Below are 20,350 nucleotides of genomic sequence, written 5' to 3'. Positions count from 1 at the left end.
GTCGCTTCCGACACCACGGCGAACATAGAGCGCCGCGCCAACCGCACAAGCGTCGAAACGTGATCGCGGGCCCACCTTTGCAGATCGAAGACCGGAGCGAATCACTCCGGCCCCCAGGGGATCTACTTCAGCTCTCGACCAATCGCCGCACCGTGGCAGGCAATTCCCGAGTCCGCCGGTACGGCCCGGCCACGGAAGCCGCGAACGGCCGCGCCAGCAGGGTGCGGGCGATTGCCGAAACCTCCTCGGTGGTCACCGCATCGATGCGGGCCAGCGTCTCCGAAACGCTGCGGTGATTGCCGTAACTCAGTTCGCTGCGACCGATCCGGTTCATGCGCGATGCCGAATCCTCCAGCCCAAGTACCAGTCCGCCACGCAACGAACCCTTGGCGCGAGCGCATTCCGCATCGGTGATCCCGTTGGCCGCGATCTCTTCGAGCACGCCGCGCGCCAGTGCTGCCACCTTGCCGAGATTTTCCGGCTGGCAGCCGATGTACACCGAGAACGCACCGGTATCGGCGAAGGTGTCCACGCTGGAGTACACCGAGTACGCCAGCCCGCGCTCCTCCCGAATGCGTTGGAACAGACGCGAACTCAACCCGCCGCCGACGACGGTATTGAGCACCGACAGCGGCCAGCGCCGCTCCCCCTCGTGCCGCCCGAAGGCACGCACGCCGAAGGCCAAGTGTGCCTGTTCGCTATCGCGGTGGTTCCAGTGCAACTGCGGCACGCCGTGCGGTCGAAACCGGCCCTCGCGCCGCCGGGCGGGTTCGGCGGACGGATCGAGCCGGGGGCCGAAGGCACGGTGCACCAGTTCCACGGTGTGGTCGTGCTCCACATTGCCCGCGACCGCGACGACCATCCGGTCCGGCCGGTAGCGACGCAGATGGAAACCGCGCAATTGCGCGGCATTCATCGCCTCGATGGTTTCGACGGAGCCGATCACCGGACGCCCGATCGGATGATCACCGAAGAGCGCGGACAGGAAGGCGTCGCCGACCAGATCCTCCGGATCGTCGTCGCGCATGGCGATCTCCTCGAGCACCACCTGTCGTTCGACGTCCACATCCTCGGCCCGGCACAGGCCGTTGAGTACCACATCGGAGACCATATCCACGGCCAGTGGCAGATCCTCGTCGAGGACGTGGGCGTAGTAGCAGGTCTGCTCCTTCGCGGTGAACGCGTTGAGTTCGCCGCCGACCGCATCCATCGCCTGCGCAATATCCAGCGCCGAGCGAGTCGGAGTCGCCTTGAACAGCAAGTGTTCTAGAAAGTGCGCCGCGCCCGCGACCGTTGCGCCTTCATCGCGCGAGCCGACCCCGACCCACACACCGATCGATGCCGAACGCACGCCGGGCACATGTTCGGTGACCACACGCAGACCGCCGGGTAGCACGGTCCGCCGTACTCCGGAGTCGCTGGCCCGCATCTGATCCATCCGCAGCTCCGGAGACGAACCCCCCTGCTCGCCGCGGAGCAGAGGGGTTGCCGTCTTCTTCTTCGTCACAGAGACAAGTACTACTCGGTCTCCGCCGGGCCCGCATCAACGGCGTCGGCCGCCGCGGGCTCGTCGGCGTTCTCATCGACGGGAACCAGCGAAATCTTGCCGCGGTTGTCGATATCGGCGATCTCCACGCGCAGCTTGTCGCCGACGTTCACCACGTCCTCGACCTTGGCCACGCGCTTGCCGTTGCCCAGCTTGGAGATGTGCACCAGGCCGTCGCGGCCGGGCAGCAGCGAGACGAACGCGCCGAAGGCGGTGGTCTTGACGACCGTGCCGAGGAAGCGCTCGCCGACCTTCGGCAGCTGCGGGTTCGCGATGGCGTTGATCTGGTCGATCGCCGCCTGCGCCGCGGGGCCGTTGGTCGCACCGACGTAGACGGTGCCGTCATCTTCGATCGAGATATTGGCGCCGGTCTCCTCGGTGATCTGGTTGATCACCTTGCCCTTCGGGCCGATGACCTCACCGATCTTGTCGACCGGGATCTTGATCGCGGTGACGCGCGGTGCGTACGGGCTCATCTCGTCCGGAGTGGCGATGGCCTCGGCCATGACCTCCAGGATGGTGGTGCGGGCATCGTGCGCCTGGCTCAGCGCGCCGGCCAGCACCTGCGAGGGGATGCCGTCCAGCTTGGTGTCCAGCTGCAGCGCGGTGACGAAGTCCGGGGTGCCGGCGACCTTGAAGTCCATATCACCGAAGGCATCCTCGGCGCCGAGGATATCGGTCAGCGCGACGTAGCGGACCTCCGCCTCACCCTTGTCGTTGGTGATGGTGTCCGACACCAGGCCCATGGCGATACCGGCGACCGGCGCCTTCAGCGGCACACCGGCGTTCAGCAGCGACAGGGTCGAGGCACAGACCGAACCCATCGAGGTGGAACCGTTGGAGCCCAACGCTTCCGAGACCTGACGGATGGCGTAGGGGAACTCTTCCTGACTCGGCAGCACCGGGATGAGCGCCCGCTCGGCCAGCGCGCCGTGGCCGATCTCGCGACGCTTCGGCGAACCGACGCGACCGGTCTCACCGGTGGAGAACGGCGGGAAGTTGTAGTGGTGCATGTAACGCTTGGAGGTCTCCGGGCCGAGCGAGTCGACCTGCTGGGCCATCTTCACCATATCGAGGGTGGTGACGCCCATGATCTGGGTCTCGCCACGCTCGAACAGCGCCGAACCGTGGGCCCGCGGAATCACCGCGACCTCGGCCGAGAGCGCACGGATATCGGCCAGACCGCGACCGTCGATGCGGAAGCCGTCGGACAGAATGCGCTGGCGCACCAGCTTCTTGGTGACCGAGCGGAACGCCGCGCCCAGCTCCTTCTCGCGACCGGTGAAATCGTCGACGAGCCGGTCCAGCACGGCGAGCTTGATCTCATCGATCTTCGCCTCGCGCTCCTGCTTGTCGGCGATCGACAGCGCCTCGCCCAGCTCGCGCTTGGCGGTGCCCTCGACGGCCTCGTAGACATCGGCCTCGTACGGCGGGAAGAGCGGGAACTCCTCGGTCGGCTTGGACGCCAGCGAGGCCAGATCCTGCTGTGCCTTGCACAGGCGGGCGATGAACGGCTTGGCGGCCTCGAGGCCCTGCGCCACCACGGCCTCGGTCGGCGCCTGCGCACCGTCCGCGACCAATGCGATGACCTTATCGGTGGCCTCCGCCTCGACCATCATGATCGCGACGTCGCCGGACTCGACGACCCGACCCGCGACCACCATGTCGAAGACCGCGCCCTCGAGCTGCTCGACGGTCGGGAATGCGACCCACTGGCCGTCGATCAGCGCGACGCGCACGCCGCCGACCGGGCCGGAGAACGGCAGGCCCGCGATCTGGGTGGACGCGGATGCGGCGTTGATGGCCACGACGTCGTACAGATCGTTCGGGTTCAGGCTCAGCACGGTGACCACGACCTGGATCTCATTGCGCAGGCCGTCGACGAAGGACGGACGCAGCGGACGGTCGATCAGGCGGCAGGTCAGGATCGCGTCGGTGGAGGGGCGCCCCTCACGACGGAAGAACGAACCCGGAATGCGGCCCGCGGCGTACATGCGCTCTTCGACGTCGACCGTCAGCGGGAAGAAGTCGAACTGGTCCTTGGGGTGCTTGCCCGCGGTGGTTGCGGACAGCAGCATGGTCTCGTCGTCGAGGTAGGCGACGACCGAACCGGCGGCCTGACGAGCCAGGCGGCCGGTCTCGAAGCGTACGGTGCGGGTTCCGTAGGTGCCGTTATCGATCAGCGCGACGGACTCGAACACACCGGGTTCGACCTCAATGGCCGACGATGTAGTTGTCTCTGACATTTTTCTGCTCTCAACCTCTCGTCTTCGCTGGATCGAGCGCATCGGGGCGCGATCCAGCTCTCGTCAGCCGTACCGGATACGGACGCGCAGCAACCCTCCTGGCTGCGACGCGCACACCCGGCCGAATCCCCTTGGAAACGGCGACGCGGAGGCGGTCATCGATCGAAGCCCGCCGACGGCATCGCGCCTGTCGGGAGGCCACTACCGAAGACCGACGCCACGCGGGCGGGTGCATACGGCTGTGCAATGTTGTCGTGCAAAACGGGATTGTGCCGTTTCGAGCAACATACAAGTTGTGGCTCTGGCAATTACCCCTTACACACAAATAGCCAACGGGGAGATTGTACGTCTCCCCGTTGGCCACCTGATCGACCGCCTCGGGCGAACCGTGTGTCGAGCGCTTTCAAGCCCGACTCAGCCACCACGGAGCGAGTCTTGCGAGCGACGTTCGCGGCCCGTCTCGCATCCGAGTCGTCGAAGCGCATGCGACGAAGTCGCGAGTCTCGACGGCTCGGATGTGAGACACCAGGGGGCCGCGAACACGCAGCGCCGCAGGCGCTGCAAAATGTTACCGGCGCAGGCCGAGGCGCTCGATGAGCGAACGGTAGCGGTGGATGTCCTTGTCCGCGAGGTACTTCGACAGCCGCTTGCGACGACCGATCAGCGCCATCAGGCCGTGGCGGGTGTGGTGGTCGTGCTTGTGCTTCTTCAGGTGCTCGGTGATATCGGCGATCCGCTTGGACAGCAGCGCGATCTGCGCCTCCGGAGAACCGGTGTCCTTCTCGTGCAGGCCGTACTCGGCCAGAATCGTCGACTTCTGCTCGGTGGTCAGCGCCATGGGGCATCCACTCCTATTTCTCAGTTCCGCGCTCGAGGATTCCGGTCAACCGGCCGGGTGCCGCCGCGGACCGCAGCAAACCCGAGGATCCACCTTACCGGATTCGGTTCACCGTACCGAATTCAGTACGCCGAACCGAATCTCGCGAGCAAACTCGCTGCTAGGAGGTCAGTCGATGGTGGTAAGGACCTTGCGGGCGTTTTCCACGTCGCGGCCCATGGCCTCGAGCAGTTCATCGATGGAGTCGAACTTGCGCATGCCGCGCAGGTGCTCGACGAAATCCACCGCGACATGCTGGCCGTACAGATCGGCCTCCCGGTCGAGGACGTACGCCTCGACCGTGCGGGCCCGCCCGGAGAAGGTGGGATTGGTGCCGATCGAGATCGCGGCCATGGCCCGCTCCCCCGGCGTCACGGTGCCGATGGTCGGACCGGGACCGAGCACGGTGAACCAACCCGCGTACACCCCGTCGGCGGGGATGGCGGCGAACATCGGCGGGGCGATATTCGCGGTCGGGAATCCGAGCTCGCGGCCGCGGCCGTCGCCGTGCACGACCACGCCCTCGACGCGATGCGGACGACCGAGCGCCTCCGCGGCCGCGGCCATATCGCCCGCGTCGACGCAGGCTCGGATGTAGGTCGAGGAGAAGGTGACCGCGTGCTCGCTGAGCAACTTCACACCGTCGACCTCGAAGCCGAAGCGCTCACCCAGTTCGCGCATGGTGTCGATGGTGCCAGCGGCCTTCTTGCCGAAGGTGAAATTGTCACCGACCACGACCTCGGCCACATGCAACCGCTCGACCAGGAGATCGTGCACATAGCTCGCCGGGGTCAGCTTCATGAATTCTTGGGTGAAGGGCATCACGCAGAACACGTCGACGCCGAGTTCCTCGGCCAATTCCGCACGCCGGGTCAGGGTGGTCAGCTGCGCCGGATGTGAACCGGGACGCACCACTTCCATCGGGTGCGGGTCGAAGGTCATCAACACTGCCGGAACACCCCGCGCGGCAGCGGACTTCACCGCCCTGCTGATCAGCTGCGCGTGGCCGCGATGCACACCGTCGAATACACCGATCGTGAGTACGCACCGCCCCCAGTCCGCGGGTACGTCGTCGAGGCTCCGCCATCTCTGCACAGTCCGCAGCCTACGCAAAACAGGTGTCGAACAGTATTCGGAGGTGCCGATCCACACACGATTCCGCGCCGCTCGTGTACACCCGGTGAATCGCCGGGTGCACTCGGGTGGCGTGATGTGTGAATCACCCGTCATATGCATAAGCTCGAACATGTGCCCGGTAAACGAGACATCGCAACCCGACGCGAGCTGGCCGACACCGCAGCGCAGCCGACCGAGACCACAGGCCCCCACGGCAGCACCGCAACGATTGCGCCGGAGCTCACCTCGGTCGCCCAGGACTATTTGAAAGTGATCTGGACCGCTCAGGAGTGGTCACAGGAAAAGGTGTCGACGAAGCTGCTCGCCGAACGGATCGGCGTCTCGGCCTCCACCGTCTCCGAGGCGGTCCGCAAGCTGGCCGATCAGGGCCTCGTCGAACACGCCCGGTACGGGTCCATCACACTGACCGAGCACGGCCGCCGCGCCGCCGTCGCCATGGTGCGTCGGCATCGGCTGATCGAAACCTTCCTCGTCAACGAACTCGGCTACGGCTGGGACGAGGTGCACGATGAGGCCGAGGTGCTCGAACATGCGGTCTCCGAACTGCTGATGGCGCGCATCGACGCGAAACTCGGCTATCCAGACCGGGATCCGCACGGCGATCCCATTCCGTCGGCCGATGGCGCGGTGCCCACCCCACCGGCCCGCCAGCTCAGTGACTTTCGCGCGGGCGAATCCGGCCATGTCGCTCGGATTTCCGATGCGGATCCGGATATGCTGCGCTACTTCGATTCCGTCGGCATCGCGCTGGATACCCCGATCGTGGTGGTGGAACGCCGAGACTTCGCGGGCACCATCGCAATTCGCATCGCGGACCGGACCATCGATCTGGGCAGCCCGGCGGCCGAGGCCATCTGGCTCAGCACCCGGGACTGAACAGGTCGGCGGAAATAGTGCTGCCGACTGTCGGCCGCGGCGGCTTCGGGGCGCAGGCAGGCTTTGCCCCCTCGGCGGACCCGACGAAAAGTCAGCGGGACAGGAAATCCAGCAGCGCACGGAATTCGGACGGAGACAGGTAGCCATCCCCGTCGGTGTCCGCGGCTGCCAGCAATGATTCGGCGGGCTCGTCGATCAGGCCCGCACCGACGTGGCGGATGAGGGATTCGAGTTCTTCGACCGAGATCTTGCCATCGCCATTGATATCGAAAACCCGGAAGGCCGCATCGGCATCGGTGACCTCGATACGCCCGCCGACCAGTGCGGCGTCGAATTCGGCCCGGGAGACCAGGAAGTCACCATTGGTATCAGCGGCGGCGACCATGCGTTCGACGGCCTCGTCATCGACTTCCAGTCCGAGCGAACGGATTCCGGTGGTGATGTCCTCGACCGACACCAGACCGTCGCCGTCGCGATCCCAGAGTTCGAACGCATCGACGGGTTGTTCGCTCATTGCCCCACTGCCTTCTTCGCACTGTCCACCGCGGCCGCCGCAGCACACCGAGCTGCGCACGGCCACGGCCCACTGTACGGATTGCCGTGCCAGCGAACGACTCCAGCCGATGAGTTCCGATTCAGCCTACGGCGGTGAGGCGCTCGACACCCGACGCGGCGCGCTTCTCGTCGGCGGTGGCGAGCCAGAAGAAGATCGGTGGTAGCACCAATTCGATTGCGGTCAGCACGATTTGGAACCAGTGCGGCCAGCCGTATACGGCGACGGAGATCAGCCGGGCGACGCCGCTGAGCAGGAAGATTCCGGCGAGCCAGTGCACCGCAAGCGCCGGGATGGGGACTTGGCGCGCGGCCCAGATCCAGGCGACGCCATAGCCGACGAAGATACCGCCGAAGAAGCGGGTCTGGCTGTCGGCGGTGACGCCGGAGGAGCCCATATCGGGGATGCCGTCGATACCGGCGGCCATGTGGAAGATGCCGATCCCCACGATGGCGATGCCCATCGCCATGGACAGCCATTTGAGTGCCGTGGCCATGAATTCCTCCCTTCATTAGTAGACGTTTGTCTACTAAGACTAAATACTACGACCGTTAGTAGACAAACGTCAACTAAGCTTCGAGGGGTGACCCGCCGCCGCCTCGCCCCCGACGAACGCCGCCGCCTCCTGCTGGATGCGGGCGCGAAATTGTTCGCCGAACGCGCCTACGATGCGGTGCTGATGGAGGACGTCGCGACGGCCGCCGGGGTCTCGCGCGCCCTGCTCTACCGCCATTTCCCGACCAAACGCGATCTCTTCGCGGGCGTCTACCAACTGGCCGCGGATCAGCTGCTGGTCGCCACCAAACTCGACAACGAAACCCCGCTACCCGAACAGCTCGCGGCCGGACTCGACGAACACTTCGACTATTTCGAGGCCAATGCCAATACCGTGGTCGCCGCCAATCGCCTGCTCGCGGGCGATCCGACCATCCAGGCGATCATCTCGGGCGAACTCGGTGAACTTCGCGTTCGCCTACTCGATGTGATGGGCGTCGAAGGGCCCACCCGCGAGCTCACCTCATCGATCCTGACGAGCTGGCTGACCTTCGTCCGCGTTCTGTCGGTCGACTGGCTGGAAAAACGCACCTGCACGCGCACCGAACTCCGCAATATCTGCGTCGGCGCCCTGCTCGGCGCTTTGGAACCGCTCGGCGCATTGGAAGCGCGTGGCGCGGTTACAGATTCGAAGGACGCACGACCATAACCGAGGCCGCGCGCTTACCGCTCTCCCGCAATAGCGCGATCGCGCGTCCGGCGGGGTCGATGGCGGCGTAGACGCCAGGGATGCCGACCGGTTCGAGCCACCGGCCGTTGCGCAGATCCTCGGCCTGCTCGTCATCGATATCGCGGCACGGGAACGCGGTTCGGATGGCGTCGTCGATATCCAGACTCAACAGCGATTCCTCGGACTCGGCCGCCGCGGCCAATTCGTCCAGGGTTCTGGCGTGTTCGAGGGTGAACGGCCCGACCCTGGTGCGGCGCAGCGCGGTCAGATGCCCGCCGACGCCGAGCGAAGCACCGAGATCGCGGGCAAGGGCGCGGATGTAGGTGCCGGAGGAACATTCGACGACCACGTCCAGATCGACGAATGTCGAACTATCCCGGCGGGCCAGGATATCGAAGCGAGAGACGGTGACCGGTCGAGCGGCGAGCTGCACCTCCTCACCCGCACGGTGCCGGGCGTACGCGCGCTCACCGTTCACCTTGATGGCGCTGACCGTAGCCGGAACCTGCTCGATGGCACCGGTCAATTTCGCGGTGTACGTCGCGATTTCGGCATCGCCGAGATGGGTCGCCGATGTGGTCGCGAGCACGTCGCCCTCGGCATCGTCGGTGCTGGTGGCCTGGCCGAGCCGGATGGTCGCGGTATAGGCCTTGGTGGTCAAGGTGAGCAGGCCGAGCAATTTGGTCGCGCGCTCGACGCCGAGCACCAGCACACCGGTGGCCATCGGATCGAGCGTCCCGGCATGTCCGACCTTCTTGGTGCGCAGTAGCTTCCGGCACTTCGCGACGACATCGTGGCTGGTCCAGCCGCCGTCCTTATCGACGATCAGCAGACCGCCCAGGGCATCGATACGCGCATCGGCCATCAGGTGTGCACGATCGCGGTCAGGATGAGCCCGTCACCGATCATCCAGCGGCCGTCGAAGGAAACCAGTGCCGCGCCACCATCATTGACCTGGCCGGGTACCAGGATCTGGCTGTGGAACGTGCCGGAGCCCGCACCGTCGGAACTCTCATCGATGGTGAAGGTGATGTGGGCGTCCTCGAAGCCGAGCCAGCGCGCGGTCAACGGGAACCATGCCTTGTAGGTGGCTTCCTTCGCGCAGAACAGCAGGCGGTCCAGGTGCAGGCCGGAGCCGTCGGCGGTGGTCAACCAGTCCCGCTCGGGCGGCAGGCTCACCGAATCCAGGACGCCCTCGGGTAGGGTGCCGTGCGGTTCGGCATCGATGCCGATCGAGCGGAACCGCAGTTTGTGACCCAATGCCGCCGCCCGGTAGCCGTCACAGTGCGTCAGGCTGCCGACGATCCCGCGCGGCCATACCGGCACACCACGCTCGCCCTTGCCGATTGCGACCGGCGGCTCGCCCAGCTCCTGCAGTGCGAGCCGGGCACAGTGTCGCGCACCGATGAAGTCGCGGCGACGCTTCTCCACCGACTTCTCGATGAGATGCGCCTCCGCCGGATGCGGCTGCAAATCCTCCGGGTACGCAAACAGTTCCGCCGAAGCGACACCCGCGGGAAGAATTTTCTCGATCATCACCGACGAGCCTAGTCGAGCCGCCCAGCCGATAGTCGCCTCGGGAGGCACGGCGCACCTCTCGGCGCAACGGCACCGTCAGGCTCACACACCACGACGGCGCTGGGCCTTTTCGCGCATCTCGGCGGCCGCGGCCTCCATCTCGGGGGTGACCTCGAAGTGGCCGCCCCACTTGTTCAACGAGCCCGGCGGGTACTCCGGCGTCGGGAGGATTTGGCGCAACAGGCGGTCCGGCAGCCCGCGCCGCTGCCATTCCCGCGGATAGCCCAGCGACACCTCCTCGAAGCGCACGCCGTCGTAGTAGGAGGTGCGCGGGATGTGCAGGTGGCCGTAGACCGAGCAGACCACGTTGTAGCTGGTGTGCCAGTCGGCGGTCAGGTCGGTGCCGCACCAGAGCGCGAACTCCGGGTACCACAGCACGTCGGTGGGCTCGCGGACCAGCGGGAAGTGGTTGATCAGCACGACCGGCGTCTCCGGTGCCAGCGCGTCGAGTTTGCGCTTGGTCACCTGGACCCGGGCGTGGCACCAGGCGTCCCGCGTCAGATACGGGTCCGGCGAGAGCAGGAATTCGTCGGTGGCCACCACATTGCGCTCACGCGCCAGGGCCAGTCCCTCGGCCTTGGTCCTGGTGCCCTTGGGCAGAAAGGAGTAGTCGTAGAGCAGGAACATCGGGACCAGCGTCACCTGCCCGCCGTACGGCTCCGAACCCGCGCCGGTCCACACCGGGAACGGATCCTCCGGTGTGATCACGTCGAGGTCCCGGCAGATCGACACCAGGTACTCGTAGCGTGCGACGCCGTGCATCTGCACCGGATCCTTCGCCGTGGTCCACAACTCGTGGTTGCCCGGTACCCAGATCACCTTGGCGAAGCGGCCGCGCAGCAGCTCCAGCGCCCAACGAATATCGTCGGACTTCTCCGCCACGTCCCCGGCCACAATGAGCCAGTCCTCGGGGGAATCCGCCCGAATCTGCTCGACAACCGGCCGATTCCCCTGGTGCCCGACGTGAATGTCGCTCACCGCCATCAACTTGGGTATCACCACACCTACATTGGCACATCCACGCGGGTTGCCGCCGTTCGGCTCGATGATCATGGGCGATGCCGATCCACTACCGGCCGCGTTCGTATGGTCGGTCCGGGGCTTCGATCCGCCGATAGTCGCTGACGACGAAGGTCGGCGTCCGGTCCGGATCCCGCTGGGCACTGCCGGTTTCGACGACACCCCGAACCTCGAGCCACGCGTCGTCCTCGATCACTTCCCGCATCCCGGCCAGATGTACGAGCACATATCGGGCGTCGGCGACACAGCAGGTGATGACCACGCGCGCCAGATCGGCATCGGGCGCGTCCGGATGCTGTTGTTCGAGGTCCTTGGGCCGGATGACGAAACCTCTGATGGTGACCTCGCGACCGTCCAGGGAATGGCTGGAGTCCTGCAGGGCCCGCTCCACCAGATCCACCATCGGAAGTGTCGGCGCGGGCTCCGGCGGCAGCGGCGGGAATGCCAACAGCTTGGGTTGCGCCGCAGGTAGATCGCGCGGAGCGACCTGGACGGGAGAACTGGTCACCGCCGCGCCTGCGCCCAGGGCTGGCGGGGCGATGAGCAGGAGCGCGGCGGCCGGTGCGAGCAGCAGCCATTGCGCGCGGCCGGAGCCGTGCTCATGGCCGTGGTCGCGGTCGAGCACATCGCCACCACCGAATCCATCACCACGACCGAAGGCGTAGTACCGCTCGTCAAATGCTTTGCCGCAGCGGATATCTCGTATGATCGCCACCATCGCGAGCAAGACGAAGCCGACGCCGCTGACCAGTAGGTACGGGTAGAGGCTGGGTTTCACATAGCGCAGATAGCTCCCGTCCAGTGTGATCCACAGCACCGCGGCACCGATGAGCAGCAACAGCAGATTCTGTGTCTCCCGCTTCATCGGGCACCTCCCAGGAAGATGTATCCGGCTACCGTGCCGCAGGCCACGGCGACCACGAAGGTCAATGGCGTGAAGCGCAGGGCGAACCGCCGTCCGAAACTGCCCGCCTGCATGGCGAACAGCTTCACATCGACCGCCGGTCCCACCACCAGGAAGACCAGCCGCGGCAGCAGGGGCAGTGTCGACATACTCGCCGCGACGAACGCGTCGGCCTCCGAGCACAATGCGAGCACGATCGCCAGCACCGCCATGACCAGGATCGCAATCACCAGCTGCCCGGCCAAGCGCTCGTACCAGGCGGGCGGAACCAGTACATGCAATGCCGCGGCCGCCGCCGCGCCGAGTACGAGAAATGCGCTGGCCTGCAACAGATCGTGACGCGCGGCCTCGGTGCAGACCTCCCACCGGGTCCGCCCCGCCACGCAATGCTCGCGTCCAGAGCCGCGCGGCAGCAGCCAGGCCGGACGCCCGATCCGCGACCAGATCAGCCCCATCACCACCGATGTGGCCAGCGAACCGGTGAACCGCGCGCCCACCATCCCGGGCTCGCCGGGAAACGCCACCGCCGTCGCGATCAACACCACCGGATTGATCGCGGGTGCCGACAGCATGAACGCCAATGCGACCGAGCCCGGTGCACCCTGATCGGCAAGCCGCCGCGCCACCGGCACGACACCGCACTCACATCCGGGCAGCGCCATCCCGGCCAGTCCGGCCATACCGATCGCCGCTGGCTCATTGCGCGGCAACACCTTTCGCAGCACCGCGGGTGATACGAAGGCCGCGATGCCCCCGCTCACCAAAACCCCGAGCGCGAGAAAAGGCACCGCTTGCACGAAGACACCCGCGAAGATGGTCACCGCGGTCTGCAGTCGTGCCGAAGCCCCCACCGCCCGCACGAGCGGCGCCTGTAGCACCAGTCCGAGGATGATCAGCGCGGCGAGCACGTACGTCGAGGACACCCGTGTCCGTACCGAATTCACAGCGTTCTGTGCGAGCACGTCCCCCATCCTGCCTGGTTCGATCGACAAATCCCGGCTACCTGAGCTCACCCCGCGTTGCGCCGCCCACCACCGGTATGTCGCGGCGCAATAGGCGGGCACGCCCATTCCGCTCATGCTGCCAGCGCGTCCGCCCGACGGGAATCGGAGAGCCGCACGACGCATCCGTGCTCGGCACACGCCGGGCAGCCTTGCCGAATTCCCAGCGGCAGAGCCGAACCCGATCTCGCTCGCTATCCGAACCAGCGGATTCGCGCGGTCGCCGCGAAACCCGCCGCGACAGTGAGCTTTCCATTCGGTTCGCGGCGGCAGGATGCGATGGCGATATGGCAGGGGCGCGGAATATCGGACGGAATTCGGACGCCGCCGTCGATTTCATAGCGCATATTCGTGACCTTCCAGGAGCGTGCCCGAGGGTCGTCCGGTGTGGTCGGTGGCTGGTCGGGACGCACTACGGCCATGACCTCGGTGACGCCGACGGGCCAGGTAAAGATCAACAGGCCCGCCTGTTCGGCGAGCCCGCTGACGGCGGGGATGCCGCTCGGCGCCGGGTCGTCCTGCGGCGATTGTTCTGGTCCGTCTTGCGGTTTCACGGCTGGGCCGGTATCGGATCGGGTGATCTCGGAGTATCGGCCCGCAACGGCGGCGGCCACCGCGTACACCGGTTGCCCAACAGCGGGCGCACCACCGTCCTCGAGTTCGGTCGCCTGGGTGCGCCCGACGACCCGCCACGAACCGTCCGGCTGCAGCCGGGTCACGCGGTAGGCGACATTATTCGTCGACGATGGCGACCACGCGACGAGTACCGATCCATTCGCCAGCCGGGTGGCCTCGACCCGCGGTGGCGCCTCGACCGGCGTTTCCGCGAGCGCAGCGACCGCACCGGCATGATCGGCGCACACCGCCGCCGCCGCGAGCAGCCCGGGCATTCTGGCATCGGCCGGTCCGGCCTGTGCCACGGCGACGAGCCGATCCGCTTCGGCGACGGCCTGCCCGGCTTCGGCGAGCAACTGGTCGATGCTCGGCACCTGGTTCGGCGGAAGCAGATCGGATGCGGTGCGCCGCAACTGCTCCAGGTGCGCAAGCGCCTCGGCATACCGCCTGCCCGCGCAGGCGGTCGTCGCGCTGCGCCAGCGCCCCTCTGCCTCGGCCAATACCCGGTCCACCTCGTCGGATACCGAACGAATCGGGGTCAGGCCCGTCTCATCGGAGCCGACAAGTCGGCGCGCCTGCTCGACATGCCGCGCGGCCTCCCGCGGGTGACCACCGCGCAGCGCCGCCCGCGCGGCCTTCAGCGGTGCTTCCCAGAGTCTCGGCGCCGGCGGGGGCGGTATCGGCGCGGCACCCGAAGGGGACGCGGTCGGCCCTGCCGGTGGCGAATTGTCCACTCGCGCACCGAGTTCCGTGGCGATATCGGTGAGAACCCGGGTCGCATCGGTCTGATCCAACCCCAACCGCATCGCCTCGTCGAGCAGATACCGGAAGTCATCGCCGACGAGTTCATCCTCCACGAGCACGGCCGCCCTGACCTTCGGCCGCAGTTCGTTGGCGACCTCCTCGGCCACCGCGCGAAGATACTCCCGCAGTGTCGCCGCACCCGACTCGAGCACATCGTGGATGTGAATGAGCAACTCGTCCAATACCACTCGGATGCGCCCCGGCGGCAGCTCGCGCGACCGTGCCCGCAATGCCTCCGCGCGCAGCCGAATCTCCTGGGACTGACCGGCTTTCGATGGATCGACGCGCAGCAGCGCGAACAGCGTCGGCGTCGGTTCACCGTCGACCAGTCGTTCCCATTCACTGAGCAACTGTCGAATCTGTTGTCTGCGTTGCTCGGTGAGCACACCGACGGGCATGGGCTTGTCTTCGATGACCCGATGTCGGCGCAATCTGGTCGCGACCTCGGCGGCGCTGAGCCCGCCCATCGCGCCGATCTCCGCCAGTCCGGAAATCTTCCCGGCCGGTACCCCGCCGTGTCGCTGCACCAAGCGCGATATCGCCGCGTCGAGTATCTCGTAGCGATCCGCGTCCCGCTGGGCACGCACCTCTCGGACCCGCGCCGTCTCCACGCGACGCACCGCGGAGTCCAGCAGCAGGCGCGACAACGTTGAATGCGCGTCGACCAGCAATCCAACGAGCACCCGATACTTCGGATGATCGCGCTGCCGCTGCCAGAAGCCCCAGACCTCCTCGACCCGCGCGGCGACCTCGGCATCGCTCAGCGACTCCGCTTCCTCCAGTGGAATGTCGTAGAGCTCGAACGGATCCGACTCCTCGATCCCGCCGCGGCGCTCGACCTCGGCGAGCACTCGCTTGCGGTAGTCGTTCGGGCTGAACGGCTGCACGGCCGCGGCTCAGCTATCGCGACGGCGCGTGCGCTGGACCTGATCCAGTTCGCGTGCCACATCCGCTTGGGACAGGGTCGCGCCGGTCTGCGCGGTCAGCGTCAGCGGGATATCGGCGTCGACGTGATGGCAGGTGACGTGCAGGACGCCGTCGAACCCCATCTCGAAGGTCACCCGCACCTCGCTGCCCTCGGGATAGCCGGCGGGAATGCCGCGAATGCGGCCCTCCACCAGCACCTTCGTATCCTCTGGCCGCAGCGATGCCGCTTGGCCCTGCTGTTCGACGATGGTCAGCGCGATCTCGTCCTGGTCCGCGCGCACGGTGCCGAACGAACGGCGCACCTTCACCGGCAGGGTCGCGTTGCGCTGCACCAGCCAGGTCGCCGCCAGCCCGTACTGATAGTCGAGCGCGAGCACGCCGAAGCCCCGCGAAACGACGGTATCGACCTGGATCTCGAGCATCCGGCGCACCGTAGCGACCGGCTGGCCGAAGGATGCGGCGACGCGTGCGATCGACTGGTCCAGATCGGCGGGTGCGGCATCGTGGATATCCGCGCCGTCGCGCAGTCGGCCGCGCGTGGTGAGATCGGCGAGGATCAGGCGTTCCATCTCGAGCTTATCGCCATAGAGCGCCGCACCGCGCGCCACCGAAAGGTCGGGGTCGCGCAGCTCGCCCGCGAGGCCGAGTTCCCTGTTCAGTTCGCGCGCCACCATCGGCATGCGTGACGAGCCGCCGACCAGCAGTAATCGGTCGACGGATGCGACGCCGCGCTTATTTGCCGCGGCCAGGCAGTCGCGGGTGAGGTCGATGGTGCGGCGCATCAGCGACGACGTCATCGCATCGACTTCATCGCGCGTCAATGGAATCACGGCTCGGGCGCCATCGTGCACGATCACCACATCGGTGCGGTCGGCGTCGGTCAGCTCGCGTTTGGCCCGCTCGGCGGCGAGCACCAGCATCTGCGAGCCCGCCGAATCGTCCAGTGGGTCTTCGGCATCCGGATTCGCTTCGCAGAACTTCTGCGACAGGTACAGCGCGATGCGCTCGTCCCAATCCGCGCCGCCGAGTTGGTGATCACCCTCGACTGCGAGCACCGAAATGCGACGGTCGGCCAACTCGATAACGGTGGCGTCGAATGTACCGCCGCCCAGGTCGTAGACCAGTACCGTCTCCCGCGCCCCCTGCTTGCCGACGTCGGTATCGGATTCGCGGTACTCCCCGGGCCCTACGGCGGCCCGCCCGTCGCCCGCCGCCACCCGCAACGGGCGGCCTGCGGCCGACTGTGCTTGCCCATGCGCTACCGCCTCCGGACCCGTCGCTCGCACCGCATGGCTGCCGCCGAGTCTGCCGAAACCGTACGAGAGCGCGGCGGCGATCGGTTCGGACAGCACACCGGCGACATCGAAGCCCGCATAGGTGCCCGCCTGGATGGTCGCGCGTCGCTCCTCGTCACCGAAATAGGCGGGAACCGTGATGACCACACGTTTCACCGGCTCGCCGCCACCGAATTCCGCATCCGAGGCAAGGCTTTTCAAGATGAGCGCCGAAACCGCGGGTGCCGACCAGGTCTGCCCATGCGCGGCAAAACGCCAATCGGTATCGCCCATCCGCCGTTTCACCAGCGCGCACACATGCTCCGGATCGAGACGGGCCTGCCGCCGCGCACCCTCGCCGACCAGATGGTCGAATGCGGAGGCGAACAGGACAACTGACGGCACGGTCGCCGCACCGTTCAATCCGATCATTACTTCAGGTCGACCGTCGGCGTCGATCCGCGCGATTGCCGAGTTCGTTGTGCCCAGGTCGATCCCGTAGACCCCCATGAGACGCGATGGTAGCAGCCGAATCCGACACCCGACCATCGGTCGATCCGCGAATCCGGCTGACGCCCAATCCAATCGGCTTGATCTCGGGTTATGGTGCGATCATGACCGAATCAGCGGCCCAGCGGACCGATGCTTCCGCGCAGTCCGAAGCACGCTCGGCCGAGCTGGTGCCCGACGGCGCGGCGCACACCATCGCGCACTTGGTCGAATCCCAAGCACGGCTCGGTGAACGAATCGAAGACCTGGGCCGCGTGATCGCCCGCCAAGCCGCGACCATCGAACGTCTCACCGATGCGGCGAGGGCGCGCGCCGAACAGGGCCGCGCCGATCTCCCCCTCATCGTCGAACTTTTCGCCCTGCACGGCGATGCCGCGGCCTGTGCGACGACGGCCGAATCGGTCCGTGAGCGAGCCGCTTTCGCGGCCATCACCACCCGGATCGAACGACTCATCATCGGCCGGGGCGGCAGTCTGGTCACGCCCCGAGCGGACGACGCCTTCGACGCACTCATCATGGAGGCCGCGGACACCACGAAGACCGACGATCCGGAGCTGGACCGCACCGTGGATTCGGTCATCTGGGCGGGCCTGATCGTCTCCGGTCGATCCGTCCGTCCAGCGGGTGTGGTGGTCCGCCGCTACCGGGCGTCGGCGTCCGCGCCCTAGGGCTCGAGCGTCTGTCGCCCGCTGGCTCCGGCGTCGAGCATCGGGTGGATATCGCAGGTACAGGTTTCAATGGTGGGACAGGTGCACCGCAGGCCCCATTCGACGATCGTTCGGGCCTGGGTGAGCGCGGCGATGCGGGCATCGATATCGGCCAGTTTCGCCGCGGCCAATGCCCGCGTTGCCGGCCGGCCCGGTGTTTCATCGGCCAGCAGCACCTTGATCTCATCGAGGGTGAATCCGGATATCTTGCACAGATCGATCGCCTCGAGCCTGGTCAGCACCGATTCGTCGTACATGCGCCGACCGCCGAGGCGGGTCGGCGGCCGGAGCAGACCCAACTCTTCGTAGTAGCGCAGCGTGGTGGCCGCGGTACCGGAACGCCGAGCGATCTCACCGATGGGCAGCTGTGATCTCACGGTATCGATCCTGCGGCGAGTACGCACTTGACTTCAAGTCGACTCTAAGTCGTTGAATTCCGGCATGACATCTCATACCTCCTCGGACCCCACATCGGCACTCGATTCACTGACCGGCGCGCGCTATGCGCTGTTGCGCAGCTACCGCCGCGACGGCACCGCGGTCGATACGCCGATCTGGTTTCGGATCGATGGCGACGCCCTGACCTTCCGAACCAAATTCGGTCCCAAGACTCGTCGATTGGCCGCCGGCCCACAGGTCGAACTGCGCCCCTGCGACTACCGCGGCCGGGTCGCCGACGGTGCCCGCGCCGTCACCGGGCGAGCCACGATTCTCGACGGCCAGACCGCTGAAGCCGCGAATCGTGCGCTGCACCAGCGGTACGGCTGGCAGTGGAATATCGTCCCGCTCATCAAAGTGCCCGGTGTGGTCAATGTCCATCGCGAACTCGGCCTGCGGGAAAGGCTCCGCAGAGCCAGGTCGAAGACGCTGTGGCCGGACAGCGCCATGGTGCGGGTCGACCTGGACCGCATCCCGTAGCCGAACCGAGCGGCGACTGTTCACTCCGCAACGACGCATTCGATCCCATGAACAATCCACGTTCGCAGTGGCGGCCAGAACCACCCCGGCGTCATCGAACCGACGCCCGGCCGACCGCGTCAGATGACCCGAGGCGGAATCTCGGTGCCGACTCTGGCCCAGCGACCGGATTCGGCGCGCCAGACGACCGCGATCAGACGCAGCACCATGAATGCGACCAACCCGGTCCAGATTCCGGCGATGCCCCAATCGAAGATCAGGGCAAGCCAGATGGCGGGCAGGAATCCGAACACGGCGGCTCCGAGGGTGGTGTTGCGGAGATAGGCGGCGTCGCCCGCGCCGAGCAGGACGCCATCGAGGGCGAAGACAATGCCCGCGATCGGGATAATGGCGACGAAGAACCACCAGGCGATATGGGTGCGGTCCAGAACGGCGGGGTCGTCGGTGAACAGCTTCGGGATCACGCTGGCGCCCGCCGCGAAAACCGCCGCCAGCACCAGCGCGAATGCGCCCGACCAGCGGGTAATGCGCCGCGCCAGTCCGCGCGCGCCGGATGCGTCGCCCGCGCCGAGCGCCGCGCCGACCAGGGTTTGGGCGGCGATCGCGAGCGAATCCAGGGTCAGGGCAAGGAAATTCCAGAGCTGCAGGACCAGTTGATGCGCGGCCACTGATGCCGCACCGAATCGAGCGGCGACCGCTGCCGCGGAGACGAAGCTCGCCTGGAAGGCGAGGCTGCGGGCGATCAGGTCACGACCGAGCACGAGTTGAGCCTGCATCACCGACCAGTGCGGCGCCAGCGAAACACGTTCGCGTACCAGCGCACTCAGGAACAACCCGGCTGTCACGGCCTGGCCGGTGACGTTCGCGACCGCCGAACCCGCCAACTCCAATCGCGGTGCACCCAGCAATCCGTGCACCAGCATCGGGCACAGCATCCCCGAAACCAGAAGTCCGGCAATAACGAACAGCAGCGGCCTGCGCGTCTCCTGCACCCCGCGCAGCCAGCCATTGCCCGCCATCGCGATCAAAATCAACGGCACACCGAACAACGCGATCCGCACCCAGACCAGCGCTGCCCCGGCGATATCCCCACCACCCGCGATCACATTCGTCAGTGGAACCGCAACCGCCTGTCCCACAACAAGAATCAGCGTCCCGGCGAAGACGGCGACCCAAGTCGCCTGTACCCCCTCCGCTATCGCACCGCGCTCATCACCGGCCCCATGCCGCCGTGCCGCCCGCGCCGTGGTCCCATACGACAGAAACGTCAGCTGCGAACTGACCTGCGCCAGAATCAATCCGCCAACCGCGAGACCAGCCAAGGCCAATGCCCCGAGCCGCCCCACCACCGCCAGGTCGAACAGCAGATAGATGGGTTCGGCCACCAGCACGCCCAGAGTCGGCAGCGCAAGCCCGATAATCCGTCGAGGGTCCACCCCACCAACCGAATCCGGCACATCCACAGTGATCTCCGGGGCAGCCGCGGGCTCCGGTATCCGATCCGCCACCGAATCGAGGCCATCCCCCGCTGCTCCGGGCGAGGAATCGGCTCGTATCTCACCCATCAATGCACCATTCCGACTCCGCCAGATCCCAAGATCGCCATCCATTCCGAAGCGAGAACTCGGCGAC

The 20,350-nt window shown here is 66.7% G+C and carries 19 protein-coding genes; 4 read left to right on the top strand and 15 right to left on the bottom strand.

What is annotated here, in order from left to right; translation table 11 throughout:
* Nucleotides 1-127: 127 nt before the first annotated feature.
* The 4 genes from ACWEO2_RS06475 to ACWEO2_RS06460 form a co-directional block, all read right to left on the bottom strand.
* The gene (locus ACWEO2_RS06475) at nucleotides 128-1,438 is read right to left on the bottom strand and encodes a M16 family metallopeptidase (RefSeq protein WP_452404400.1); all 1,311 of its coding nucleotides are present in this window, start codon (nucleotides 1,436-1,438) and stop codon (nucleotides 128-130) included.
* Nucleotides 1,439-1,518: 80 nt separating this feature from the next.
* Nucleotides 1,519-3,792 carry a polyribonucleotide nucleotidyltransferase gene (locus ACWEO2_RS06470; protein ID WP_452404399.1) on the bottom strand — a complete coding sequence of 758 codons (2,274 nt, stop codon included), beginning with the start codon at nucleotides 3,790-3,792 and terminating at the stop codon, nucleotides 1,519-1,521.
* Between the two features lie 568 nt (nucleotides 3,793-4,360).
* The gene (gene rpsO, locus ACWEO2_RS06465) at nucleotides 4,361-4,630 is read right to left on the bottom strand and encodes a 30S ribosomal protein S15 (RefSeq protein ID WP_452404398.1); all 270 of its coding nucleotides are present in this window, start codon (nucleotides 4,628-4,630) and stop codon (nucleotides 4,361-4,363) included.
* A gap of 168 nt (nucleotides 4,631-4,798) precedes the next feature.
* Complete coding sequence (locus tag ACWEO2_RS06460; RefSeq protein ID WP_452404397.1) at nucleotides 4,799-5,764, bottom strand: bifunctional riboflavin kinase/FAD synthetase; 966 nt, start codon at nucleotides 5,762-5,764, stop codon at nucleotides 4,799-4,801.
* Between the two features lie 135 nt (nucleotides 5,765-5,899).
* On the opposite strand from ACWEO2_RS06460, the gene mntR reads away from it, so the two are divergent.
* Complete coding sequence (gene mntR / locus ACWEO2_RS06455) at nucleotides 5,900-6,682, top strand: manganese-binding transcriptional regulator MntR (RefSeq protein ID WP_355177682.1); 783 nt, start codon at nucleotides 5,900-5,902, stop codon at nucleotides 6,680-6,682.
* Between the two features lie 91 nt (nucleotides 6,683-6,773).
* Here the strand turns inward: mntR and ACWEO2_RS06450 are convergent, their stop codons facing one another.
* Nucleotides 6,774-7,196, bottom strand: a complete 423-nt coding sequence (locus tag ACWEO2_RS06450; RefSeq protein ID WP_452404396.1) for an EF-hand domain-containing protein — start codon at nucleotides 7,194-7,196, stop codon at nucleotides 6,774-6,776.
* A 121-nt stretch (nucleotides 7,197-7,317) separates the two neighbouring features.
* Nucleotides 7,318-7,731, bottom strand: a complete 414-nt coding sequence (locus ACWEO2_RS06445) for a DUF4345 domain-containing protein (protein ID WP_452404395.1) — start codon at nucleotides 7,729-7,731, stop codon at nucleotides 7,318-7,320.
* Between the two features lie 87 nt (nucleotides 7,732-7,818).
* On the opposite strand from ACWEO2_RS06445, the gene ACWEO2_RS06440 reads away from it, so the two are divergent.
* Nucleotides 7,819-8,439 (top strand): TetR/AcrR family transcriptional regulator, encoded by a 621-nt coding sequence (locus ACWEO2_RS06440; protein WP_452404394.1) that lies wholly within the window; start codon nucleotides 7,819-7,821, stop codon nucleotides 8,437-8,439.
* Here the strand turns inward: ACWEO2_RS06440 and truB are convergent.
* The 7 genes from truB to ACWEO2_RS06405 form a co-directional block, all read right to left on the bottom strand.
* Complete coding sequence (truB, locus tag ACWEO2_RS06435) at nucleotides 8,411-9,325, bottom strand: tRNA pseudouridine(55) synthase TruB (RefSeq protein WP_452404393.1); 915 nt, start codon at nucleotides 9,323-9,325, stop codon at nucleotides 8,411-8,413. The two genes, ACWEO2_RS06440 and truB, sit on opposite strands and share 29 nt — an antisense overlap.
* Nucleotides 9,325-9,996, bottom strand: a complete 672-nt coding sequence (npt, locus tag ACWEO2_RS06430; protein WP_452404392.1) for a 4'-phosphopantetheinyl transferase Npt — start codon at nucleotides 9,994-9,996, stop codon at nucleotides 9,325-9,327. The genes truB and npt overlap by 1 nt, the downstream gene beginning before the upstream one ends.
* Before the next feature lie 84 nt (nucleotides 9,997-10,080).
* Nucleotides 10,081-11,037, bottom strand: a complete 957-nt coding sequence (locus ACWEO2_RS06425) for a metallophosphoesterase family protein (protein WP_452404528.1) — start codon at nucleotides 11,035-11,037, stop codon at nucleotides 10,081-10,083.
* Between the two features lie 70 nt (nucleotides 11,038-11,107).
* Nucleotides 11,108-11,923, bottom strand: a complete 816-nt coding sequence (locus tag ACWEO2_RS06420) for a TIGR03943 family putative permease subunit (RefSeq protein WP_452404391.1) — start codon at nucleotides 11,921-11,923, stop codon at nucleotides 11,108-11,110.
* Complete coding sequence (locus tag ACWEO2_RS06415) at nucleotides 11,920-12,933, bottom strand: permease (protein ID WP_452404390.1); 1,014 nt, start codon at nucleotides 12,931-12,933, stop codon at nucleotides 11,920-11,922. Before ACWEO2_RS06415 ends, ACWEO2_RS06420 begins: the two co-directional genes overlap by 4 nt.
* Nucleotides 12,934-13,157: 224 nt before the next feature.
* Nucleotides 13,158-15,269 (bottom strand): Ig-like domain repeat protein, encoded by a 2,112-nt coding sequence (locus ACWEO2_RS06410; protein ID WP_452404389.1) that lies wholly within the window; start codon nucleotides 15,267-15,269, stop codon nucleotides 13,158-13,160.
* A 9-nt stretch (nucleotides 15,270-15,278) separates the two neighbouring features.
* Nucleotides 15,279-17,093: an Hsp70 family protein gene (locus tag ACWEO2_RS06405; RefSeq protein WP_452404388.1), complete on the bottom strand. Its 1,815-nt coding sequence runs from the start codon at nucleotides 17,091-17,093 to the stop codon at nucleotides 15,279-15,281.
* Between the two features lie 104 nt (nucleotides 17,094-17,197).
* On the opposite strand from ACWEO2_RS06405, the gene ACWEO2_RS06400 reads away from it, so the two are divergent.
* Entirely contained in the window at nucleotides 17,198-17,761 is a 564-nt protein-coding gene (locus ACWEO2_RS06400; RefSeq protein WP_452404387.1) for a nucleotide exchange factor GrpE, read from the top strand.
* On the opposite strand, the gene ACWEO2_RS06395 is transcribed toward ACWEO2_RS06400, so the two are convergent.
* On the bottom strand, nucleotides 17,758-18,177 hold the full coding sequence (locus ACWEO2_RS06395; protein WP_452404386.1) for a MerR family transcriptional regulator: 420 nt from the start codon (nucleotides 18,175-18,177) through the stop codon (nucleotides 17,758-17,760). The genes ACWEO2_RS06400 and ACWEO2_RS06395 overlap by 4 nt on opposite strands.
* A 64-nt stretch (nucleotides 18,178-18,241) precedes the next feature.
* On the opposite strand from ACWEO2_RS06395, the gene ACWEO2_RS06390 reads away from it, so the two are divergent.
* On the top strand, nucleotides 18,242-18,718 hold the full coding sequence (locus ACWEO2_RS06390) for a PPOX class F420-dependent oxidoreductase (protein ID WP_452404385.1): 477 nt from the start codon (nucleotides 18,242-18,244) through the stop codon (nucleotides 18,716-18,718).
* 119 nt (nucleotides 18,719-18,837) lie between these two features.
* Here ACWEO2_RS06390 and ACWEO2_RS06385 read toward each other — a convergent pair whose 3' ends face one another.
* A complete protein-coding gene (locus ACWEO2_RS06385; RefSeq protein ID WP_452404384.1) occupies nucleotides 18,838-20,283 on the bottom strand; it encodes an MATE family efflux transporter in 1,446 nt (481 codons plus the stop codon).
* Between the last annotated feature and the right edge of the window lie 67 nt (nucleotides 20,284-20,350).

Source organism: Nocardia sp. NPDC004278, from assembly GCF_053602975.1.
This window is presented reverse-complemented; position numbering and strand designations above follow the sequence as displayed.